Raw genomic sequence first — 20,181 nt, forward strand, 5'->3', positions numbered from 1 at the left:
CCTGAGCTGTGTGCCAATTTATGGAACCGCTGGCGGGGGAGGGGACTCCGCGGAGCTGGAGCGCCAGGCTATGTGGTGAGTTCTGCGACCCTCTGAACGACGAAGCGCCCCTTCCCGGTGTGGGGAAGGAGCGCTTCGACCGCTTCTTGACCAGCTACTCCCGCAGCAGCGGGTCGTTGACGTCCGGCGGCAGCATCCGGTAGCCGCTGTGCCACCCGTCGAGCTGTCCGCGCTGGTAGAAGACCTGGTGGTCGGCCAGCATGGACTCGCCGACGAGCAGGGATCCGCTGGCGGTCGCGAGGATCAGCGCGGTGGCGGCGGCGATCGTCGTATGGATGCTCGGCTGGGCGATCCCCACCGTGATCAGTGCGATGCTCGCGACGCTGGTCACAGCGGTGAAGACCCAGACGCCCCGCATGATCAGGGTGATGCTGCCGGCATCACCGTCCTCCGTTTCGGAGGGTCGCATGGCCTGGTCTCGGGCGTCGCGGTCAATCGATGTCGTCATCCCTGGCCCTTCACTGGGGTGCCCCGTCGCTCTTGGCCCGCCACCCAAGAGGTGAGGGCGAATCATGTCGCGCTGCGAAGATCACAGCCAGTCTCCGCGCCGCTATAGATCGGTAACCTTCCAATGCCGACCGATCGAACACATGTTCGAGACGATCGGCCCATGCCTGCAGCATAGTCATACGACTAGGGCGCCGCGAGCCCCGGAAGGGTCTCCTTCGGACCACTCCCCGTACGCCAGCCCGCACCCGAGCACGCAGCCCGCGTCGGGATCCAGCTCGTCCGGCCAGATGTGACCGCAGCCGGCCGTAGATGCAGGGGGTTGCCGCACTGGGTGCCCAGTCGCGATCCGGGATCCGGCCGACCCGACGCGAGAGTCGGTGTCGATAAACGGTGCCATGCGAGCTCCTCACGGAGCCGTGACCAGGCACGACGGCACAACTCAGCACCGCCCCTGCCTGGGCGAACACAGGCGGGGGCGGTAGAGTCGCACCTCGACGGCCGGGCGGTGCGCCAACACCACCAGCCGTCGTGCGCGCCAGGACCACGGTCCAGCGTTGTAGGGGCCCGAACGGTGGCGACTGGTCAAATGAAGTCACCGTTCGGGCGTTCAAATTCTGGCGTGACTCTACCCGCCCTCCACAGCGAACTCCAAGGCGAGTCCACCAACTCCGGCCACACCTGTCCGCACCTTTTCCTATACACGCGCTGGGCAGGCGTTGCGCGTATGCAACCTCTAGGCCGATCGCGTGGAGGTATGCGAGATCTAGGCCATCCCAGTTGGCCAGGAGTTTGCATCGCCGCACGTCAGGCATGTACGCCCGACAAGCCTGGCATGTCCGCCCTAGATCAAGTAACCCATGCAACGCCATGCAGGAAACGCGTCGCATAAAAGCGACGGTGCGCGTCGCCAGGCTGACACTGTGCACACCCCGCGTCATAGCGCGAACTAACGTAAACGAACGTGCTGTTCGCTACAGCCGACGCGTTTTGCGTTGACGCAAATTGCGTCGGCGAACAATGTGCGTGACAAAAGGAGAGCGCGCAAAATTTGCGTGCTCAAATTTTGCGTGATCAACGATATCGCCCCGGCGAGAGGGCCAAGGGTCCCCACAGTGTGGGTAGCCCGGCGGCGGGCACAGTCGGACCTGAGCGTCATCGGACGCTGAGTGGGGCAGAGCCCCATGCAGGGCCCATGACCTGGCCTCAGACGACGCGCAGAGGCCGGTACCGGCAGCCGATACTGCCTCGCCGGGCCGGGTAGCCGAGGGTGTTCAATCGGCGGCCCAGCCTGGTCATGGTCGGCTGGTCACTGTCCGCGATCCCGCGGGCCCGACACCAGTCGATGAGGGTCGCGTATAGGTGGCTCCCCCGCGTGCCGGGTCCGTACGGCTCGCAGGTCTCGGCTAGCCACTGCTCTACCCGGTCTGGCGGGTCGGGCTCGGACCGTACAGTGGGCGCGGCCTGCGGTACCACTGTGGTGTCCAGACCGACGGCGCTGGCGTAGCTGACCCAAACGAGTTGAATCAGGCCCTCCTTGGACGCCGTGCTGACGGTGTCCCCCATCGCGTTGATGATGCCCAGGTGCCGGCGCGCCGCAGCTGCGCTCTCCTCGGCCTCCATTTCCCGGCTCCGGGAAATGGGCTGGTCAACGCGCGGGTTGGTTGCACTACCGCGGGCCCAGTAGTCACGCAGCGCCTTGGCGCTTTCACGCTGGTACCGGATGACCAATTCGCGCACAGACCCAGCGACCCGGTTCTCATCGATGTTGGCCAGCAGCATCGCCCAGGTATCGAGGTTGACCGTGGTCATCAGACGAACTTTGCCGTCGTCAGCAACCGTGGCAGTCTCGGCCACGGTTGCCCATGACCTGGTCTTCAGCTTCTTGATCTGGGCTGAGGCGTCGAGGCCCATGTTCTCGATCGCGGGGCGGATTACCACATGCGGTTCGTCCCCGACAAGTACGGTGTGAATCTCAGTGGGTGTTTTAGAGGGGTGTGACTCGGGCTTGTTGCAGGGTGCGGCGTTGCTGCCGGCGGGCGGGTTTGCCGCGGGTGATGCGGCGTAGCCCGGCCAGACCCCACAGCGACACGGTGTCGCCGCGGTTGGCGGGCCCGCCGGTACAAGGCCTCGGCGTGGGCGGTGTCTCTTACTAGCTCCCGCAACCCGGCTACATGTAGCTCCCGCAGCGACACGGTGTCGCCACGGTCGGCGGAACCGTCCCCACTCCGGTAAAGCCCGAACCTCGGGGTCGGCACCGCGAACCTGGCGTACGGTTCGCGAAGCCGTACCGGAACTGGTCTTAGGCCAACGGCACGGCACGATCACCTGCACATCAAGCAAATGAGGAAGTCGAAAATGCTCGACTGGCTCCGCGCTGAACCCGACGGCCTTGATCTACGAGACAGAACCTAGTGCCCGGTCTCGGGGGTGTAGAGGTCGTCCTCGGTGACGACCGGGGCGACGTCGTCCTCCGGGCGCCCGACCCGCGCGGCCGCGCCGAACATCGCGCCGCGGGCCGGGTGCACCGGGGCGAAGGATGCGAAGCCGCAGCGCTGCGGGATGTCGTCGTAGACCGCCTCCATGCCGCCGCGCAGCAGGTAGGTCTCGTGCCAGAAGCCGGTGCCGCCGCTGTCGCGCAGGAAGTCGCGCCACCACAGGCGGTGCGGCTCGGAGCGGGCCCAGGTCAGCAGCGCGGGCAGGTCCCGCCAGTACTGGCGGATGCCGAGGTGCATGGGGAACAACGACCAGAGGAGCGGCTCGTGCGCGAGCAGCCCCTCCGGCTTGTCGCCCGACCGGTCGATTCGCGGACCGCGGGCCATCAGGGTGCGCAGGCCGTAGAGCCGGTTGACGCGCATACCCAGATAAACCACCACCAGGTCGGGAAAGGACGACAGGTCGACGGTCTCTCGATTGACGCGGCTCAGCATCGCCGGATCTCCTTCAGGTCAGGATCCTCCGATGGTAAGGCCGCGCACCGACCATCTACCTTGATGCGCACCGGCGAATGGCGTGGAGGATCGAACGGCGTGCCCACCCTGAGCATTTCGATCTCGGCGACGCGCTCCCGATCCGTTCCAGGATGTACGCGGCCAGTTTGTCCGGCACCTGTTCGGGGTTCCAGTGTGAACGCCTTCGAGCGCCTTGAGTCGAACGGGCCCGTCACCCACCGGCTGGTCAACCAGGTGAACCCGGGTGATGACCGTGCCAGGCTTTTGTTGCTCGGCCAGGGTGGTACACAGTTCGCGCTCGGGCGGCGGGTTGTCAGCCGCGGTGCAGTGGCGGCCGGGTGCGGGTCCAGTTGGTGGCCCGTTCGTAAGCGCGGGCGGCTCTGAGTACGAGCGCATCGGCGTGGCGAGGGCCGACGATCTGCAAGCCGGCTGGAAGGCCGTCGGAAGTGAATCCGCAAGGCACGCTCGCGGCCGGCTGTTGGGTCATGTTGAACGGGTACGTATAGGGAGTCCAACTGGTCCAGTCCACCGAATGCCAACCGTGTGGGACATCCCTACCTTTCGGGAACGCGGTGATCGGCAGGGTCGGCGTGAGCAGCAAATCGTAGGACTGGTGAAAGCGGCCCATTCGCACGCCGAGATCCACCCGCACCGCGGTCGCCTCCAGATAGTCCGCGGTGCTGACGCCAGCAGCCCATTCCACGCCGCGGCGCAGGCCGGGATCCACGCGCCGCAGGGCGTCAGTTCCGTAGGCCTCAAGGACCTTGGCTGCGCCCGCGAACCACAGCACACGGAAGGCGTCGACCGGATCGGCGAAACCGGGATCGGCCTGCTCGACGTGCGCACCGGCATCGGCCAGGACCGCGGCAGCGGCCCGCACCGCGGCCTCGACCTGTGGGTCGTTGCGCACGTAGCCCAGATCCGGCGAGAACGCGATGCGCAGGCCGCGCACGCCGTCGTCCAGCCCGTCCAGGAACGACGCGGTCGGGGTGGGCAACGCCGACCAGTCCCTCGGGTCGAAGCCGGTGAGGATGTCGAGCATCAAAGCGGCATCGGCGACGCACCGGGTGATCGGGCCGGCGTGCGAGAGGGTCCCGAACGGGCTCGCGGGCCACACCGGGACCAGCCCGTACGTCGGCTTGATCGTGACCGTACCGGTGAACGCGGCGGGAATGCGTAGTGATCCACCGCCGTCGGTGCCGACCGACCACGCACCCATGCCGAGCCCGACCGCCGCCGCGCTGCCCCCGCTCGATCCGCCGCAGGTCAGCGCGGCATCCCAGGGATTGCCGGTGGGGCCGTGGCGCAGCGAGTCGGTGACGCCCTTCCAACCGAACTCCGGCGTGGTGGTCTTGCCCAACAAGACAGCTCCTGTTTCCCGGAGCCGGGCCACCGTCGGGGCGTCCTCAGTCCACAACCCGCGCTCATCGATCAGGTTTGTGCCGCGCAGCGTCGGCCATCCACGGGTGTACAGGAGGTCCTTGATCGAGGTCGGTATGCCGTCACCCGGCCCGAGCACGCTGCCGCAGCGCCACCGGGCCTCGGACCGCACGGCGGCAGCCACCGCACCCTCGGAATCGACCAGGACGAAGGCGTTGACGTCGTCGTTGCCGGCATCGATCGCGGCCAGCGCAGCCCGGGTCACCTCAACCGGAGAAACGCTACCGTCCCGATACGCGGCGACCAGTTCGGTGGCCGTCAGGCGAGTCAGGTCGGTCATCGTCTACCTCACCCGTGGCCGTGATACGAACCCGAACCGCTCATTCGGGGCCACGCCCAGAACGGTCCGCAGCCGATCACTACTATCTCGCACGCCTCGATGAGATCGGGCGTGGTCGTCGGTGGTGAGTTGAGATCGTGAGGAGTATCAGCACTCGGCTCGAGCTGCCTCCCGGGGCCGGTGCCAAGCTATACCCCGCCGATCTGTGGTTCTCCCAGCGCTGCGACGAGGTCCGCAACGACGCCTATGGGGCGGCCGTACATACGGTGATGGACCACGTCGCCGGACCACTCGGATCGCGCCAGGAGAGTTACGCCATCAACGCCGCAGATGTACCCTATCGGCTGCTTCTCGGGGTTGAAGCTCTGGCGCAACCTACGATGCTGTAGAACTTACATTCGTGTCATCTAGGCCTGACTTGAGTGGTGCCCTGCCTGCGGCGCCGATCAACCGACGCGTCGGACTTCCTCCCTCGCTAAGGGGCAGCGCAACCAACTGCACGTGTCCCGACGTCTTCGAACTGGCAGACGGAAACTTCGCGATCGTTGGGACGGACCGGACGGCCGAGCTCAAGGGACGGCTTCCGGACGACGCCGGAGTCGCAGCCTATGAAAAGATCGTCGTAATTACGCGGGAGACACTGCTTGCAGCTGCGAAGGATCTCCCGTAGGAGTTCGGCAAACGGGTCCCCCGGGTGCCGCTGGCTCGGTGTCATCGGCTGCGACTGAGCGACCGCCCGGTGGCGTCGGTTCGTTGTCGCCAGAGCAGGCGAGTACTGCCTCGTACTCCCGCCAGATCTCGTCCGCAACCGCAGCCATGCTCGCCTCTATCGTGTCTTCGACGTAGACGCTTCGCCGGCTGTTCGCGGTCTTTGCCCAGAAGGCGCGCACCTTCGGGCTCGCGAAGAGATACCGGAAGTTACTGATCATCTCTTCCCTCGTCGCAAGACCGGTCGTGTACTGCAACCAGGCATGCTGAAGGAGCAGGTTGGCGTACATGTGCTGCGACTGGGCCACCGGATCTTCCATCGTGGTCCGAGGCCACACCTCAGCGAGATGCGGGTTGTCGATAGCCATGCGGGTCAGGGTGACGTGGAGTTGCCGTACCGAGACTTCCGTTTGCTGGTCGCGCTGACTGCGGGACTGCGCCATTGAAGTAATGACCAAAGCCGCCACAGCGAGTGCGGCAACCACAGAGTTGACAGCGCCGAAAGCCTGCCCGACATCGCTCCAGCGTCTCCACGTGCTGTCGTCGCCGCTCCGCCCGACAAGACCCACTATCCCTACGCCAGCGGCCACCACGGCGCCAGCGAGAACCAACGCCGCGCTAACAACCCAGAACAGGACCTTCGGGGGCATGAGTGACCGGCCAGCTGCGTACTCGTCGACCCTCATCGTCTGGCCCCTTCTCAATGGCACCCTCGCCGGGTCCGCCAAGGCGCGTCGTCAAGTCGGTTGGGCTACCCGCTCTCTCATGTTTTAAGAAGAGTGTGCAACACGAGCGCATTGCTTGGCGAATGTCGCACACATGAATGAAAAAATAGAAATTAAGCGCTATGGCGGCCAGCGACCTAGCTGATTGCCATAGCGCAAGGAGAAATGTGGCTCGGCAGTGGCGACCGCCTCCGTCTTCGTATCTCCACAAGGATCGACGAAGTGGTCGAAAGTTGCAAGTTGCAGATTTGCTTTGGTCGAGAGAACATCGCACTGAATCGAGTTCAATCGCATTCGCATCGTCAGCTGCACTGTCATCGGCACGAGCGTGTACCGACCCCAGCAGACCATACGCAGCGTGACGGCCATGCCGAGCGCCGCGCACGACCAGCGGCAGATCCCGATGCAGTCGCCGCCGTTCAGGTCTCCTGACTCAAGGCAGACGAAATACGGCTGCTGCGCCACGAACGCCGGGCTACGGTGCTCCGATGCAGGCGTATGAGGCTCAGCGGGCAACACAGGCAGCCATATCGAGCGCCTCATCGCTCGGTCTGGCCGCCCACGACGCCGCCGTCCTGCACAACTCGAACAAGCTCACCCTGCGTCTGCAGCCCTGCGACGTGCTGGCCCGGGTGGCGCCGGCGGCGGGCCAGTGCGCCCAATTTGAAGTGGATGTCGCTCAGCGGTTGGCCGAGCTCGGGAGCCCGGTGGCCGCGCTGCGAGCGCCCGAGGTCTTTGTCCGGGGCGACTATGTGGTCACCCTGTGGGCCTACTACGAACCGGTCACTACTCAGGCGATCCCCAACGCGGACTACGCTGGCGCGCTCGAACGTCTGCACGCCGGAATGCGCAGGGTCGACCTGGCCATCCCACACTTCACGGACCGGGTTGCTGAGGCCCAGACGCTCGTGGCCGACCAAGCCCGAACGCCGGAACTAGCTGACGCGGACCGGGTCTTCCTCGCCGGCACCTTGGACCGCATGCGCCGAGCGGTCAGCGAGAGCGGCCGGCCCGAGCAGCTCCTGCACGGCGAACCACATCCTGGCAACCTGCTCTCGACCCAAACCGGCCCGATCTTCATCGACTTCGAGACGTGCTGTCAGGGGCCGATCGAGTTCGACCTGGCCCACGCACCCGACGAGGTCGCAGAACACTACCCGGGCGTCGATCACCGGCTGCTCCGAGACTCCCGGACCCTCATGCTGGCGATGATCACAGCGTGGCGCTGGGATCGCGACGACCAATTCCCTGACGGCCGCCGGCTCGGCATCGAGTGGCTGAGCGAACTCCGAAAGGCAGCGGCTCAGTCTGGCTAGGCACGCCGACTCACGTTATCGACAAGTGGCGCACGGGAGCTACTTCTGGGCCGTCGATCAGTTGATCGTGCCAGAGCCGGGAGTCCCAGCGATGATTTCGGCAATACGGGAACTCGTCCGAAGCGGCGATATAGTCAGCGCCGGAATTCGGTGCGAGGATTCCACTAATCCGGTCTTCTCGAACGGCGCACTCTTCTCGGCACGTCCGCACGTCCGCACGTCGGGTGGCACGGGCCGTCGGCCACGGAACGTCACGGCTCGCGCCTTGGCCCGGCGCGGTCGGCGGCGGAACAGGGCGTTGTGTCGTTGCGGCGGCCGGTGGCGCCAAATTGCGTTGGGTCCTGGACTGATCATGGCCTACGGTGCTGCGGATGAGACTGCGTCATGTGACCGTCGATTGTGCGGATCCGTACGAGCTGGCCACATTCTGGAGCCGGTTGACCGGCTGGCCGATTTCCGGGATCGATCAGCCCGGCGACGACGAGGTGCTCGTCGAGGCGGCGGACCCGGTGCCGGGTCTGCTGTTCGTTCGGGTTCCCGAGTCGCGCTCGGCCAAGAATCGGGTCCACCTCGACTGGAAGCCCGACGGGCGGACCCGCGACGAGGAGGTCGAGCGGGCTGTCAGCTTCGGCGCCACGATCCACGAGGACCACCGCGGTCCCGAGGATCGCGGCTGGGTGACCCTGCGCGATCCCGAGGGCAATGAGTTCTGCATCGAGCGGCACTGAATCGCGGGCACCAGGAGGCCCCGTTGACCGAGCTGAAGAACGACGCGGCCAATAGCGGACGCACGCTCACCGCATGACAATGTGCTGGCAGCCGACAGACCGGGTGGCCGCGCCGGCGGCGCACGGGATGGGTTGGGTGGGTAGGACCCAGCCGGCTTTGGAGTACGGGCATCGCTTCGCCGCTGACTACGACGTCGCGTGGCGGATGCCGGCGGAGCAGCCCGAGCTGATCGGTGATCACCTCGTCGCTCTCGCGGATGGTGGGCCGTGTCGAGTCTCAGCGAGACTGGCGAGCGCGCCGGGCTTGCGCGTTGCGCCTCGCCCCGGCGGGTGCCGCCACCCCGGACGTTGTCGCGATGCTGTGGGCTTGCTTCGGACGGCCGCCTGGCAGGGCCGCAACTCGGTGGGCCGGCACCAACCCATGGGACCGAGCGGGTCGTTGCTCTACGGCTCTTCGCGGACGACGGCCGTCAGCCGGGAAAGCCAGTCGTCATCGTCGGGGAGCTGGTAACGCTCGTAGTGTGTTCGCTTGATCTCGCGGATCTGGCCGCCCTGAGGTTTGCGTTCGCCGGACCAGCGCAGGACGTCGGAGGGGCCCTCGGCGAGCCAGCCCTCGGCGTCGAGGCCCAGCCAGGTGAGGGCGGCGAAGATTCCGTCGCCGTCGAGGTCTTCGATGGGGTTGTCGGCCTCGGTCGGGATTGGATCGCCGATCGCCATGCCGCGGGTCATCCCGGCGTGCTGGACGAACACGCAGCGCATTGGGACGCCGTCCCGCGCGGCGGTGATCCAGTAGGTTCCCGACACCGTCTCCGCGCCGGCGCAGACCACGGTGCCCAGCCGCTTCGACATCTCCAGCACCAGGTCGTCTGCGTTCGACAGCGTCATGGAGGTGTCGCGGACGAAGGTGTGTCCGTTGCGCTCGCCGATGGTCATCTCGTCGTCGGCAGTGGCCGGTGGCCCCACCTCAAACTCTCCGGCGTGCCGGGTGAGCTCTGTGAGGAACTCCTGCCGTGTGGCCGTGGCCGCGATGAGTCCATAGTGCATCCCCATGAAGTGGAGAGGATAACCGGGGCGACAACGCTTCGGTAGGGTCGTTCGGGTGAACACCGGACCGGTGTCATGCCGTGCATGGATTGGTGACGCGGTTGATTTTGTTCGCGAGAACGGAACTCCCGAACAAACCACCCAGACGCCTGCGATTGCACGAACACGGGCATGCCTTCACCACCGGCCACGGCCAACGCCGGGTGCTCGTCGATATCAGTAGAGCCAATTCAGCATGATCGAGTGCACAGTCATCAAGCAGGACGGCCAGAGCCCGGGCCAACTCCACCGGGGAGGACGGGGAGGACGGGCACGTCAGGCCCGGACGGCGAACCGGTACGGCACCGCCACGACCCCGACGAGGGTCAGGTGCCCGGCGACGAACCGTGGCGACTCGCTCCGTGATCAGGCCCGGGAGGCGCTGATCGTTCAGGACGCTGGTTCGAGGCGCATCGTGGTGCCGGCCGCCGGTGGGCGCGTCATGGCCTCCGAGTATGCGGAGTCGCCGTACTTGTGCAGGTAGGCCTGGTCGATCTTGGTGTCCAGGTCGGGCTCTCCGGCGGGTACGAAACGCACCTGGTGTTCCCGGCCGGCCATGGCGACCGAGCCCGTGCCGTAGCGGTGTGCCCGCCGATACCAGCGGCCCGCCTCGCCTTTCCAGGACCGCACATACAGCTCGCCGTCAACGGCCACGACCCAGATCGGTGCCCGCACCACCGGATGGCCCGGCGCCGCGACGATGACGTCGATCTCTCGAGCCTGTCCCAGTTGTGCCGCGATGCTGGCTTCCCATGGCATGGTGTTCTCCCGTCGTCGCATTCCATCTGACCACAGGTTGTCGGATCCGGGCCGGCGGGAAGACCTCGTCGACTCCCCGGAAAGCTGCTCTGGCCTGCCACCGGCAGCCCCCTCATCATCGCCATCCAGTGTGCCGGACGCGTCCTCGGCCGACGCGCTGATCGCCGAGGCGACCAAGGCCGTCGTCGCGACGGTGCGCTGATCCGCGATCGCCGTTCGTGGGCTTGTCCTTGCCTGGGCGCCGCATTCGTCAAGGTCGCGGTCAGCGAGGCCGCGACGGAGGACGGCGAGCGAGCGGGCTACCGCTGAGGGTGGGCGGCGAAGAAGCGCCAGATCGTGCCGGTCGCGTTCAGGGCGGTCGAGGGCGCGTCGAGGTGGAGCAGTCGGGCGGCGGCCGGCACCGGGCCGGCCGAGCCCGGCCACTGGTGACCCGCTTCCGCGACGGTGATCAGCTCGACCGCGCGCCCGTTCGGGCACTGCGCGGTCGAGGTGGTCACCGAGCCCGCGGTGGACTCCGCCGGCGCCGGGCACGAGTCGACCTCACGCCAGCGGGCGAGGAGGTCCGGAACCGCGGGACCGTCGATCTTGACGGGTAGCCGGCCGGTGCCGCCGTTGTCCCGGCGGCCCGGCCCTCCGCCGTACGGGATGGTCCGATCGGTCGTGCCGTGGATGTGGATGACCGAGATCGGGGCCGGGCGCGGGCACGGGTTGATCATCGTGCCCGCGACCGCGCCGATCGCCGCGAAGACGGTCGAGTCGCAGGCGAGCCGGTACGCGAGCAGCGCACCGTTCGACATGCCGGTGACGTAGACGCGGCGCGGCTCGATCGGCGCCTGACCGCTCAGGGTGCTCACCAGTCGCTCCATGAAGCCCACGTCGTCGACCTGGTCGCGGGCGGCCCGCCCACAGCAGTCGGGGCTGGCGTTCCAGGTGCGGCCCACCCCGTCCGGGAACGCCACGACGAACCCGCCCCGGTCCGCCTCGGCGTCCCAGCCGTACGCCTGCTCTGCTTGCTCGCCCGTGCCGACCGCGCCGTGCAGGACGATCACCAGCGGCACCGCCGCGTCGGCCGGCAGCGAGGCCGGCCGATAGACCCGATAGGTGCGATCGAGCCCACCGGCCCGCAGGGTGTGCGCGGAGTGCCCGGCCGGAAGGCCGGCCGGTGCGGTCGGCACCGGCGCCGGTTGGCCGCCGCCGGTGCATCCGACCAGCACCACGAGGGGAACCAGCAGGGAGGCGAGGCGCCAGTGCAGCGTCATGGCCACCATTGTCGTTGCCGGGCGCCAGGTGGTCGGCGTTTGATGCGTCGATCAGCTTCGGACGACGCCGCGCAGCCCGGTCTCCTGCCCATCGCGCTCGGCGTCCGCCGGGCGCCGGGCGAGCCGCTCGGCGAGCGCGTCGAGCGCCACCAGGGCGAGGTTCCCCACCGCTGCCGCGCCCACGACGGTGGTGAGCAGCGCGGCCAGATCCGCCGTCGCGCCGAAGCCGAGGGCCGCCCCGAGCAGGGCCCCGCCGGCCGCCGCCGCCAGGCCCGCGTGCCGGATCCAGCCCGGCCGGCCCCGGCGGGTCCAGGCCAGGTAGGCGCCGAGACCCACGGCCAGACCGACCGAGGGTACGGCCACCGCCGCGCTGCCCACGAAGACCTGCGGCCGTACCGTCCAGACCAGGAGCACGGCCAGGAGCCATCCGCCCAGGCCGAGCGGGAGCGGCGTCAGGACCCGCAGCCAGGCGCCGGTCCGGCGCCGGAAGCCGCCGCGCCGCCGGGCGTGGCGGGCCATCGCGACGAGCAGGAGCACGGCGAGCAGCGCACCGCCGGTGGCGACGCCGAGCAGGATCCGGCCGATGGCCGCCATGGTGAGCGCGGCGGGCTCGAAGTCGACGGCCCGCGGGCCGAACTGCGAGGCGTCCACCGTGCCGTTGTCGAAGAACGTGGTCAGCAGGTGCCGGCTCGCCTCGGGGCGGTGCTCCCAGAAGTCGCCGGTGTGGCCCAGCTCGGGGAGGACGACCTGTTCGCCACGGGACAGCGTGGGCAGCAGTTCCGTGGTGGCCAGCTCGGCGGGGGTGGAGAAGTCGACCGACCCGCCGATCAGCAGGGTCTCGACGTCGCTCGGGCGCAGGGTGCGGTACTCGGCGTTGTCGGGGCTGTCCGGCCACACCTGGTGGAAGCCCGACGGGCCGCCCCAGAGCAGGTCCGTGGCCGCGTTGCCGAGGATCGAGCCGGGGTCACCGCCCGCGCCGTAGTAGCGCTCGGCGGCCGGCGCGTCGATCATCCCGAACGCGGCGAACTCGCCCCACACGAACGAGCCGGGCAGGACCAGGTCGCCGAATGTCGACAACGCCCAGAAGGAGCCGGCGTCGGCGCGCAGGTAGGCGTCGATGAGCGCGGGCGCGTTGAGCGGCGCGGAACCCCGTCCGTTCTGGAACATGCCGAACAGCCCCGCGATCCGGACGTTGCCCTCCTTGATGGGCAGCGGGCCCCAGCGCCCGGGAACGTCGGCGGCGGCTTTCCGCATCGAGGCCACGAGATCATCGGTACGGGCGGAGCACGTGCTGTCCGCGCGGCACAGTTCCGCGTACCGGGCGAACTGCCGGTCGGTGATCCGCGGGTCCCAGACGAAGTGGCCGGGGGGATTCACCGAGATCATCGCGGAGCGGTACAGCGACCGGGGATACCGCCAGGAGTAGATCATCGCGGTACGCGTGCCGGCGCTCGTGCTGAGCAGGTTGATCCGCGGGTAGCCGAGGGCGGTGCGGGCGGCCTCGAGGTCGTCGACCCGCTGCGCGATCGAATATCCGGCGAGGTCGATGCCCTCCCCGGTCAGCCGGCCGGCGCAGGTGGAGAAGGCCCGGGTGGCGGCGCGCAGGGACTCGGCGCCGGCGAGGTCGGCCGACGACTGCAGGGCCTCGGTGACCTCGGGACAGTCGAGCCGCCGTGAGCCGTCGACGCCCCGGTAGCCGACCAGGATCACGTCGTGGTTTCCGGTGAGCCGGCTCGCCTGCGGAAACTCCAGGTTCGTCGCGCCGGGCCCGCCGTTGAGCCGGAAGATCGGCTCGCCGGGACTGGGCCCCGTGGACCGGATCCGGATCACCGGCAGCGCGATCAGGTCGCTGTCCGGGTCGCGCCGGTTCTCCGGTACGACGAGCGTGCCGCAATCGGCCGGCACGGTCCCGGCCTCGGTGTCGTAGTCGCAGGGCTGCATGCTGAGCGAACCGGGCTGCGCGCCGGCCGGGACCGCGAGGGTCTCCTGCGGGCGCAGGTTGAGGTAGGCGAGGGCTAGCACGAGGATTCCGGTGACCGCGAGGGCGATGACGCGGGCGAGGGTGCGGCGGCGGGGCTCGATGGTCGTCATGCCTGAGAACCTAGAAATCCGCGGCCGTCGGCACGTCCCTCCGTGGAGGGGAGCTCACGTACCCCAGCTGGGGTATGCCACCCTGGCACTACATCAGGCCACCCCGGTAGGCGACCACCACCGCCTGGGCGCGGTCCCGCGCATCGATCTTGGCGAGGATCCGCTTCACGTGCGTCTTGATGGTCGATTCCGCGATCGTGAGCAGATCGGCGATCTCGGCATTGGAGTAGCCCTCGGCGACCAGCTTCAGCACCTCCCGCTCGCGCCCGGTGAGCTGGTCCAGCCGTCGTGACTCGGGCGACGCCGTACGGCTCGTGGCGGAACCGGTGACGAACTGGCCGACCAGCTCGCGGGTGACCGCGGGGTCGATCAGGGCGTCGCCGGAGGCGAGTGTGCGCACCGCGTCGATCAGCCGCTCGGGCGACGCGCGCTTGAGGAGGAAGCCGCTGGCGCCGGCCTGCAGCGCACCCCAGACGTACTCGTCGTGGTGGAAGGTGGTGAGCACGAGCACCCGGGTGGGCGACCCGGCCGCGACGATCCGCCGGGTCGCCTCGATGCCGTCGACCCCGGGCATCCGCACATCCATGACGACCACGTCCGGGCCGAGGGTGCGGCACAGCGCGACCGCCTGCAACCCGTCGGCCGCCTCGCCGACCACCTCGATGCCGTCGGCGGTGCCGAGCACGACGGCCACTCCCGCCCGGAGCAGCGCGTCGTCGTCGGCGAGCAGCACGCGTACGGTCATCGAGCCGACTCCTCGGCGGCGGCCGCGACCGTGGTCAACGGCAGGCGGGCGGCGACCTGGAAGCCGGCCCGGCCGGCGGTACCGTGGGTCACGGTGCCGTCGAACAGGGCGACCCGCTCGCGGATGCCGATCAGGCCCCGGCCGGGCCGGTAGTCGGCGGCCGGTCCCCGCCCGTCGTCGCGGATCACCAGGTCCAGCCACTGCCCGTCCCGGCGCAGCGTGACGTCGGCGGTGCCGGCGTCGGCGTGCTTCAGCGCGTTCGTCAGGGCTTCCTGGACGATCCGGTAGGCGGTGAGGTCCAGGCTGCGCGGGAGGTCCGCCAGGCCGGCACCGATCCGGACGGTCACCCGCAGGCCGGCCTGGGTCATGCGCTGGGCGAGGTCGGGCAGCAGAGCGAGGCCGGAGGCGTCCGCCGGGCGGTCGCCCTCCGGATCGTCGCTGCGCAGCACGCCGAGCACCCGGTCGAGCTCGGTGAGGGCGTCGCGGCCGGCCCGTTCCAGGTCGGACAGCAGCGCGCGGGCCTTCTCCGGGTCCTTGTCCAGCACCCGGCGTCCCGCCCCGGCCTGCATGAGCATGAGGTTGACCGTGTGCCCGACGAGATCGTGCAGTTCCCGGGCGATGCGGGCACGCTCGCCGGCCACCGCCCGTTCCTGGATGAGCCGGCGAGCCGTCCGCTGCTCCTCGCGCCGCCGGGCCATCGCATAGCCGACCGACCACATCGCCAGCCACACCAGCAGAACCCCGGCCGGCTGGGTGGGCGCGGTGACGCCGCCGCGGGCGACGAAGTAGACGGCGACGCAGCCGAGCAGGATCCCGAGACTCCACCAGGCCTGGCGGCGGGTGCCATACAGCGCCACCGAGAAGACCCCGAGCAGATTCGCGTACGGCGCCAGCCAGGACGGCGACGTGATCAGCACTTCCAGGCACAGCGCGGCCGCGCTCAGCACGAAGGCACCGAACGGGAAGCGCCGGCGCAGCGCGATCGCCACCGCGAGCCCGACGCCCGCCACCACGCCGGGCGCGGCGGACCGAGCCCCACCGGGGTCCAGCATGAACCGCTCGACCAGCAGAGCCGCCAGGAAGCACGCGCCCAGGGCCAGGTCGCGGGCGAGCACCGGCGCGCGGCCGGAAGCGCTCGCCGGCTGCGTTCCCGGCTCGGGAGGGGGCATGATGGACGCACGCTACCAGCCTCGCGACGAACCGCGGCCGGGCGTTCTGTCGATCAACTCTCGACGCGCCGCTTCGCCGGGGTCGGGCAGAATCGTGGCATGCTGCCCTCGCCGCGGAGGTTCTCGCGAGAGCCGGCGGTCCGCTGTTCGAGGGCTATCGGACGTGAGGCGCCGCCTGGTCGACAGCCGGTCAACTCAGCTCGCAGCCGGGTGCGAGTAATGCTGAACCCGGTGAAGTCAGAACGCCCTGTGCGATGTGGTCCTCGCCGCGGCTGAGTGAGGCCCCGCCTCCCCCGTTAGCCGGCGGGGCCTCACATCACCTGGGAGGGTCGGTCATCTCCAGTTCAGCCGCGCGGGTCTGGTCCAACAGCGCCGTCCAGTACCGGGCCTGCTCGGCCGCGATCGCCGCGCCGGGGCCCGCCACGCCGCCGGGCACGACACCGACGACGGTCACTGCTGCGGCAAGCGCGCCTACCCACCAGAACCTTCCCCCCGATACGGTCGGTGTCGGCACGTTAACCTGATCCGCTGTCGTTCCCCTTACACGGCGCTGACACCCCGATTGCACCGCTGTCGCGGTCGATTCGATCCCCGGCGTCCGGCCATGCGAGCATTGACCGTGATTTATCAACCGCGCCCGCCGGACTGGATGGAGTTTCGCCTGCTCGGAGCGTTGCAGGTGGAATCAGCGCAGGGCGCGGTGCCGGTGTCCTCGGCACAGCAGCGGGTCTTGCTGGCAACGTTGCTCGTCCGCGCCGGCCAGGTCGTGCCGGCGGACTTCCTCGTCGGCCAGGTGTGGCAGGACCGCCCGCCGGCCAGCGCGCGGGCCGCGCTGCAGGTGCGCATCCTGCGACTGCGCCGCCTGCTGGGCGACGGTGACCGGCCGGAGCCGATGATCGTCACTCGCCAGTCCGGATACCTGTTCCGGCTCGCGGACCCCGACCAGCTCGACATCACGCGGTTCGAGCGACTCCTGGTGGAGTCCCGCACCATCGAGGATCCGCGGCGCCGTTCGGCCGGCCTGCACGAGGCGCTGTCGCTGTGGCGCGGCCCCGCGCTGGTCGATATTCCGTCGCAGGCACTCCAGGAGCTCGCGGTGCAGCTCAACGAGAGCCGCCTGGTGGCGCTGGAGCAGCGCATCGAGGCCGACCTGCGCCTGGGCAGGCACCAGGATCTCGTGGCCGAGCTGCGCGGGTTGACCGCCGAGCATCCGCTGCGGGAGGGATTCTGGGCCCAGCTCGTCCTGGCGCTCGCCGGCTCCGACCAGCGAGCCGCCGCCCTCGCCGCCTACGACCAGGTGTACCGCCGGCTGTCCAGCGAACTCGGCGTCGAGCCGGGGCCCGCGCTACGAGCTTCCCATCTCGCCGTTCTCCGCGAGGGCGCCACCCCTGAGACGCCGGACGCCGCGCCCGTCACCGGCCGTACGGTCGCGCCCGTCCCGGCGCTGCTGCCGCCGGATGTACCGGACTTCACCGGCCGCGAGCGCCAGCTGGCCGAGCTCCGAACCGTCCTCAACGGGCCGGATCGGCCGGCCGCCGCGCTGCCGATCGCCGGGATCGCCGGCATGGGCGGCATCGGCAAGACCGCGCTTGCCGTGCACCTCACGCACCGGTTGGCGGCGTCCTACCCGGATGGACAGCTCTTCGTGAACCTGCGCGGCGCGGAGGCAGCCGCGCTGGACCCCAGCGACGTGCTGCTGCGGTTCCTGCGGGCGCTGGGCATGGAGAGCCGGGCCGTGCCGGCCGACCCGGTCGAACGGGCCGGGCTCTACCGCAGCCTGCTGGCCGACCGTCGGATCCTGGTCGTGCTGGACAACGCCGTGTCGGAGGCGCAGGTCCGGCCGCTGCTACCCGGCGTGGCGACCTGCGCGGTGCTGATCACCAGCCGGGCCCGGCTGACCGGGCTCGAGGGCGCCCGCTGGATCGAGCTCGACGTGCTCGAGCCCGACGAGGCGGTGCGGTTCCTCGGCCGGGTGACCGACGAACGCCGGATCGCGGCTCAACCAGGCGACGCGGCGGAGATCGTCCGGCTCTGCGGGCGGCTTCCCCTGGCCGTCCGGGTCGCCGGCGCCCGGCTGACCGCGCGCCCGTCGTGGACCCTGGCGCATCTGGCCGGCCGGCTCGGCAACGAACGGAGCCGGCTGGACCAGCTCACCTCCGGGGACCTGGGCGTGCGGGCGTCGCTGGCGCTGAGCTACGACGGACTCGACGAGCGGGCCCGCCGGCTGTTCCGGCTGCTGGGGCCCTTCGACATCCTGGAATTCCCGGAATGGATGGCACCGGCGCTGCTCGGCTGCCCGCACGACGACGCGGTGGCCAGCGTGGAGTCGCTGGTCGACGCCCAGCTCCTCACCATCGCCGGCACCGACCCGTCCGGGCAGAGCCACTACCGCTTCCATGACCTGGTCCGGCTCTACGCCCGGGACCGGGCCGAGGCGGAGGACGACGCGGGCGTTCGGGCGGGCGCGTTCGAACGGGGCCTCGGTGCCTGGCTGGCCCACGCCGAACGAATGGCCCGGCGGGTGCCCGGTCCGTGTTACGCCGCCATCCACGGCGACGCGCCCCGCACCCCGGTCGACGAGATCACCGGGATCGAGCCGCTCGCCTGGTTCGACGCCGAACGGGCGGGGCTGATGTCCGCCGTACACCAGGCCTGCGACCTCGGGCTGCACGAGCTGGCCTTCGACCTGGCCGGCTGCCTGGAGAAATACTTCGACCTGCGCGGCATGTACGTGGAGTGGGACGCGGTCAACAAGCACGTGATGAGCGTCTGCCGCGCGGCGGGAAACCTGCGTGGCGAGGCGGTCATGCTGCGCGGGCTGATCGAGGTGAGCACCTGGAACAGCGGCGACAGCGCGGGCGAGGCGATGGACCACCTGCACTCCGACGCGCGGCGGCTGTTGGAGATGTTCACCGAGATCGGCGACGCGCGCGGCACCGCCGACGCCGCCGTGCAGTATTCCTGGGCGCTGGCGGCGCGGGGCGAGCACGGGCAGGCGGTGGAGACGGCGACCCGGTCGCTGCGGCTGGCGGAGGGTGCGGGCCACCTCGGCGGCCAGGCCAGGGCGCACGTCGCGCTGGCGGTAGCGCACGCCGAGCACCTTCGTTTCGACACCGTCATCGAGCACCTGACCGAGGCGCTGCAGCTGACCCGAAACCTGGACAACCCGCGCTACGAGGCGACCGTGCAGCAGTTCCTCGGCATCGCCTACAACGCCGTCGATGACCTCGACGCCGGAGAACGGGCCCTGACCGCGTCGCTGTCCATCTCCCGGCGCTACCGTGACGATTACACCGAGACCCTGACGATGCTCGGCCTCGCCCGCCTGTATGCCAAGCGCGGTGACGCCCGCGCGGCGGCGGCCGCCGAGACCGCTCTGGCGATGGGCCGGGAATACGACATGACCCACCACGTGGCGGACGCGCTGACCATCCTGGGCGAGCTCGACCTGGCCGCCGGCCGGCGGGACAGCGCGATCGCCCGCCTGCGGGAGGCGGTGCGACTGTGGCGCACCCGGGGCTGGCAGTCGTTTCTCGCCACCGCCCTGCGCAGCCTCGGCGACGCGTACGCCGGAACCGACGAGGCAGCGGCCCGGGCCGCGTGGACCGAAGCCCGGGCGCTGTTCGCACGCTCCGGCCAGGAGCCCCGCGCCGAGGAACTCGCCCGCCAGCTCGACGAGCGAGATCAGGTCGCCGGACACCCTGGTCAGCACCTGCGGTAGCCCGCTGACCGGCGTCGACGCGTCGGGCCCTCGATCAAGCCTCCTCGGGGTGCCCGGCCGTTCGGCGCAGGACGAGCGCCAGCGCCACCTCGGCGAGACCGACAACCAGACCGCTGACCCCGGTCAGGATCACCAGCGTCGCCAAGGACAGATCGGGCACCAGCAGGAAGACGACGCCGGCCGCGAAGGAGAGCAGGCCGGCGCAGACCAGACCGATGCGCGCCGGACCGGCGCGTTGAAGACCGAGCAGCACCTCGGCGAGTCCACTGAGGATCCAGGTCACCGCGAACAGCAGGGAGAGCACGGCGAGGCGGCTCACCAGGTCACTCAGGCAGACCAGACCCGCGATGAGGATCACGACGCCGACGATCCCGGACAGCACGTGGCGCGCGACGCTTCCGCTGCCGGGCAGGAAGGCGCCGATGATCCGAGCGATGCCGGCCAGGAGCAGCCACACCCCGGTGAGCGCCGACATGATCCGCAGCGAGACATCCGGCCAGATGAGCACCGCGGCGCCGAAGGCAGCACCGAGAATGCCGGTCGCCAGGACGGTTCCCCAGGGTACGGGGATCGACCTCAGCTCCGCGGCGGTGCTCGGCCAGCCGTTCGTCGTACCGTTGCCGACTTCCGCGGATGTCCCGGTCATGCTGGCCTCCTCGGTGCTTACCCGTGCGGTCCGGCGCGATCGCCGTGCTGAGC

General features: G+C 69.6%; 17 protein-coding genes. 3 read left to right on the top strand and 14 right to left on the bottom strand.

Going from position 1 to position 20,181, the window contains the following annotated elements; translation table 11 throughout:
* Positions 1-154: 154 nt before the first annotated feature.
* From DMB66_RS11170 to DMB66_RS11200, 6 genes are all read right to left on the bottom strand, one after another.
* The gene (locus DMB66_RS11170) at positions 155-508 is read right to left on the bottom strand and encodes a VCBS domain-containing protein (RefSeq protein ID WP_158647205.1); all 354 of its coding nucleotides are present in this window, start codon (positions 506-508) and stop codon (positions 155-157) included.
* A gap of 1,205 nt (positions 509-1,713) precedes the next feature.
* Positions 1,714-2,841: a phage antirepressor N-terminal domain-containing protein gene (locus DMB66_RS61100; protein ID WP_370318358.1), complete on the bottom strand. Its 1,128-nt coding sequence runs from the start codon at positions 2,839-2,841 to the stop codon at positions 1,714-1,716.
* A 77-nt stretch (positions 2,842-2,918) separates the two neighbouring features.
* Positions 2,919-3,437 (bottom strand): monooxygenase family protein, encoded by a 519-nt coding sequence (locus DMB66_RS11180; protein ID WP_125803976.1) that lies wholly within the window; start codon positions 3,435-3,437, stop codon positions 2,919-2,921.
* Positions 3,438-3,771: 334 nt separating this feature from the next.
* The gene (locus DMB66_RS11185) at positions 3,772-5,178 is read right to left on the bottom strand and encodes an amidase (protein WP_125803977.1); all 1,407 of its coding nucleotides are present in this window, start codon (positions 5,176-5,178) and stop codon (positions 3,772-3,774) included.
* Positions 5,179-5,804: 626 nt separating this feature from the next.
* Positions 5,805-6,572, bottom strand: coding sequence for a DUF6082 family protein (locus DMB66_RS11195; RefSeq protein WP_125803979.1), 768 nt, complete (start codon positions 6,570-6,572; stop codon positions 5,805-5,807).
* 159 nt (positions 6,573-6,731) lie between these two features.
* Positions 6,732-7,076 (bottom strand): hypothetical protein, encoded by a 345-nt coding sequence (locus DMB66_RS11200; protein WP_125803980.1) that lies wholly within the window; start codon positions 7,074-7,076, stop codon positions 6,732-6,734.
* Positions 7,077-7,099: 23 nt separating this feature from the next.
* Here DMB66_RS11200 and DMB66_RS11205 point away from each other — a divergent pair, with 23 nt between their 5' ends.
* Both DMB66_RS11205 and DMB66_RS11210 read left to right on the top strand, forming a co-directional pair.
* Positions 7,100-7,927, top strand: coding sequence for a phosphotransferase family protein (locus DMB66_RS11205; RefSeq protein ID WP_125803981.1), 828 nt, complete (start codon positions 7,100-7,102; stop codon positions 7,925-7,927).
* A gap of 371 nt (positions 7,928-8,298) precedes the next feature.
* The gene (locus DMB66_RS11210; protein ID WP_125803982.1) at positions 8,299-8,655 is read left to right on the top strand and encodes a VOC family protein; all 357 of its coding nucleotides are present in this window, start codon (positions 8,299-8,301) and stop codon (positions 8,653-8,655) included.
* A gap of 444 nt (positions 8,656-9,099) precedes the next feature.
* Here the strand turns inward: DMB66_RS11210 and DMB66_RS11215 are convergent, their stop codons facing one another.
* The 7 genes from DMB66_RS11215 to DMB66_RS61110 all read right to left on the bottom strand — a co-directional run bounded on the left by DMB66_RS11215 (position 9,100) and on the right by DMB66_RS61110 (position 16,215).
* Positions 9,100-9,588, bottom strand: a complete 489-nt coding sequence (locus DMB66_RS11215; protein WP_125803983.1) for a hypothetical protein — start codon at positions 9,586-9,588, stop codon at positions 9,100-9,102.
* 540 nt (positions 9,589-10,128) lie between these two features.
* The gene (locus DMB66_RS11220; RefSeq protein WP_158647207.1) at positions 10,129-10,497 is read right to left on the bottom strand and encodes a DUF2255 family protein; all 369 of its coding nucleotides are present in this window, start codon (positions 10,495-10,497) and stop codon (positions 10,129-10,131) included.
* A gap of 299 nt (positions 10,498-10,796) precedes the next feature.
* Positions 10,797-11,756, bottom strand: coding sequence for a PHB depolymerase family esterase (locus DMB66_RS11225; RefSeq protein ID WP_199752236.1), 960 nt, complete (start codon positions 11,754-11,756; stop codon positions 10,797-10,799).
* Positions 11,757-11,807: 51 nt separating this feature from the next.
* The gene (locus tag DMB66_RS11230) at positions 11,808-13,847 is read right to left on the bottom strand and encodes an alpha/beta hydrolase (RefSeq protein ID WP_125803986.1); all 2,040 of its coding nucleotides are present in this window, start codon (positions 13,845-13,847) and stop codon (positions 11,808-11,810) included.
* Between the two features lie 88 nt (positions 13,848-13,935).
* A complete protein-coding gene (locus DMB66_RS11235) occupies positions 13,936-14,592 on the bottom strand; it encodes a response regulator transcription factor (RefSeq protein ID WP_125803987.1) in 657 nt (218 codons plus the stop codon).
* On the bottom strand, positions 14,589-15,761 hold the full coding sequence (locus tag DMB66_RS11240; protein ID WP_125803988.1) for a sensor histidine kinase: 1,173 nt from the start codon (positions 15,759-15,761) through the stop codon (positions 14,589-14,591). Before DMB66_RS11240 ends, DMB66_RS11235 begins: the two co-directional genes overlap by 4 nt.
* 316 nt (positions 15,762-16,077) lie before the next feature.
* Positions 16,078-16,215 carry a hypothetical protein gene (locus DMB66_RS61110; RefSeq protein ID WP_158647209.1) on the bottom strand — a complete coding sequence of 46 codons (138 nt, stop codon included), beginning with the start codon at positions 16,213-16,215 and terminating at the stop codon, positions 16,078-16,080.
* Positions 16,216-16,380: 165 nt separating this feature from the next.
* On the opposite strand from DMB66_RS61110, the gene DMB66_RS11245 reads away from it, so the two are divergent.
* Entirely contained in the window at positions 16,381-19,482 is a 3,102-nt protein-coding gene (locus DMB66_RS11245) for a BTAD domain-containing putative transcriptional regulator (protein WP_158647210.1), read from the top strand.
* A gap of 34 nt (positions 19,483-19,516) precedes the next feature.
* On the opposite strand, the gene DMB66_RS11250 is transcribed toward DMB66_RS11245, so the two are convergent.
* Positions 19,517-20,128, bottom strand: coding sequence for an HdeD family acid-resistance protein (locus DMB66_RS11250; protein ID WP_125803990.1), 612 nt, complete (start codon positions 20,126-20,128; stop codon positions 19,517-19,519).
* Positions 20,129-20,181 lie beyond the last annotated feature (53 nt).

This window comes from Actinoplanes sp. ATCC 53533 (assembly GCF_003947245.1).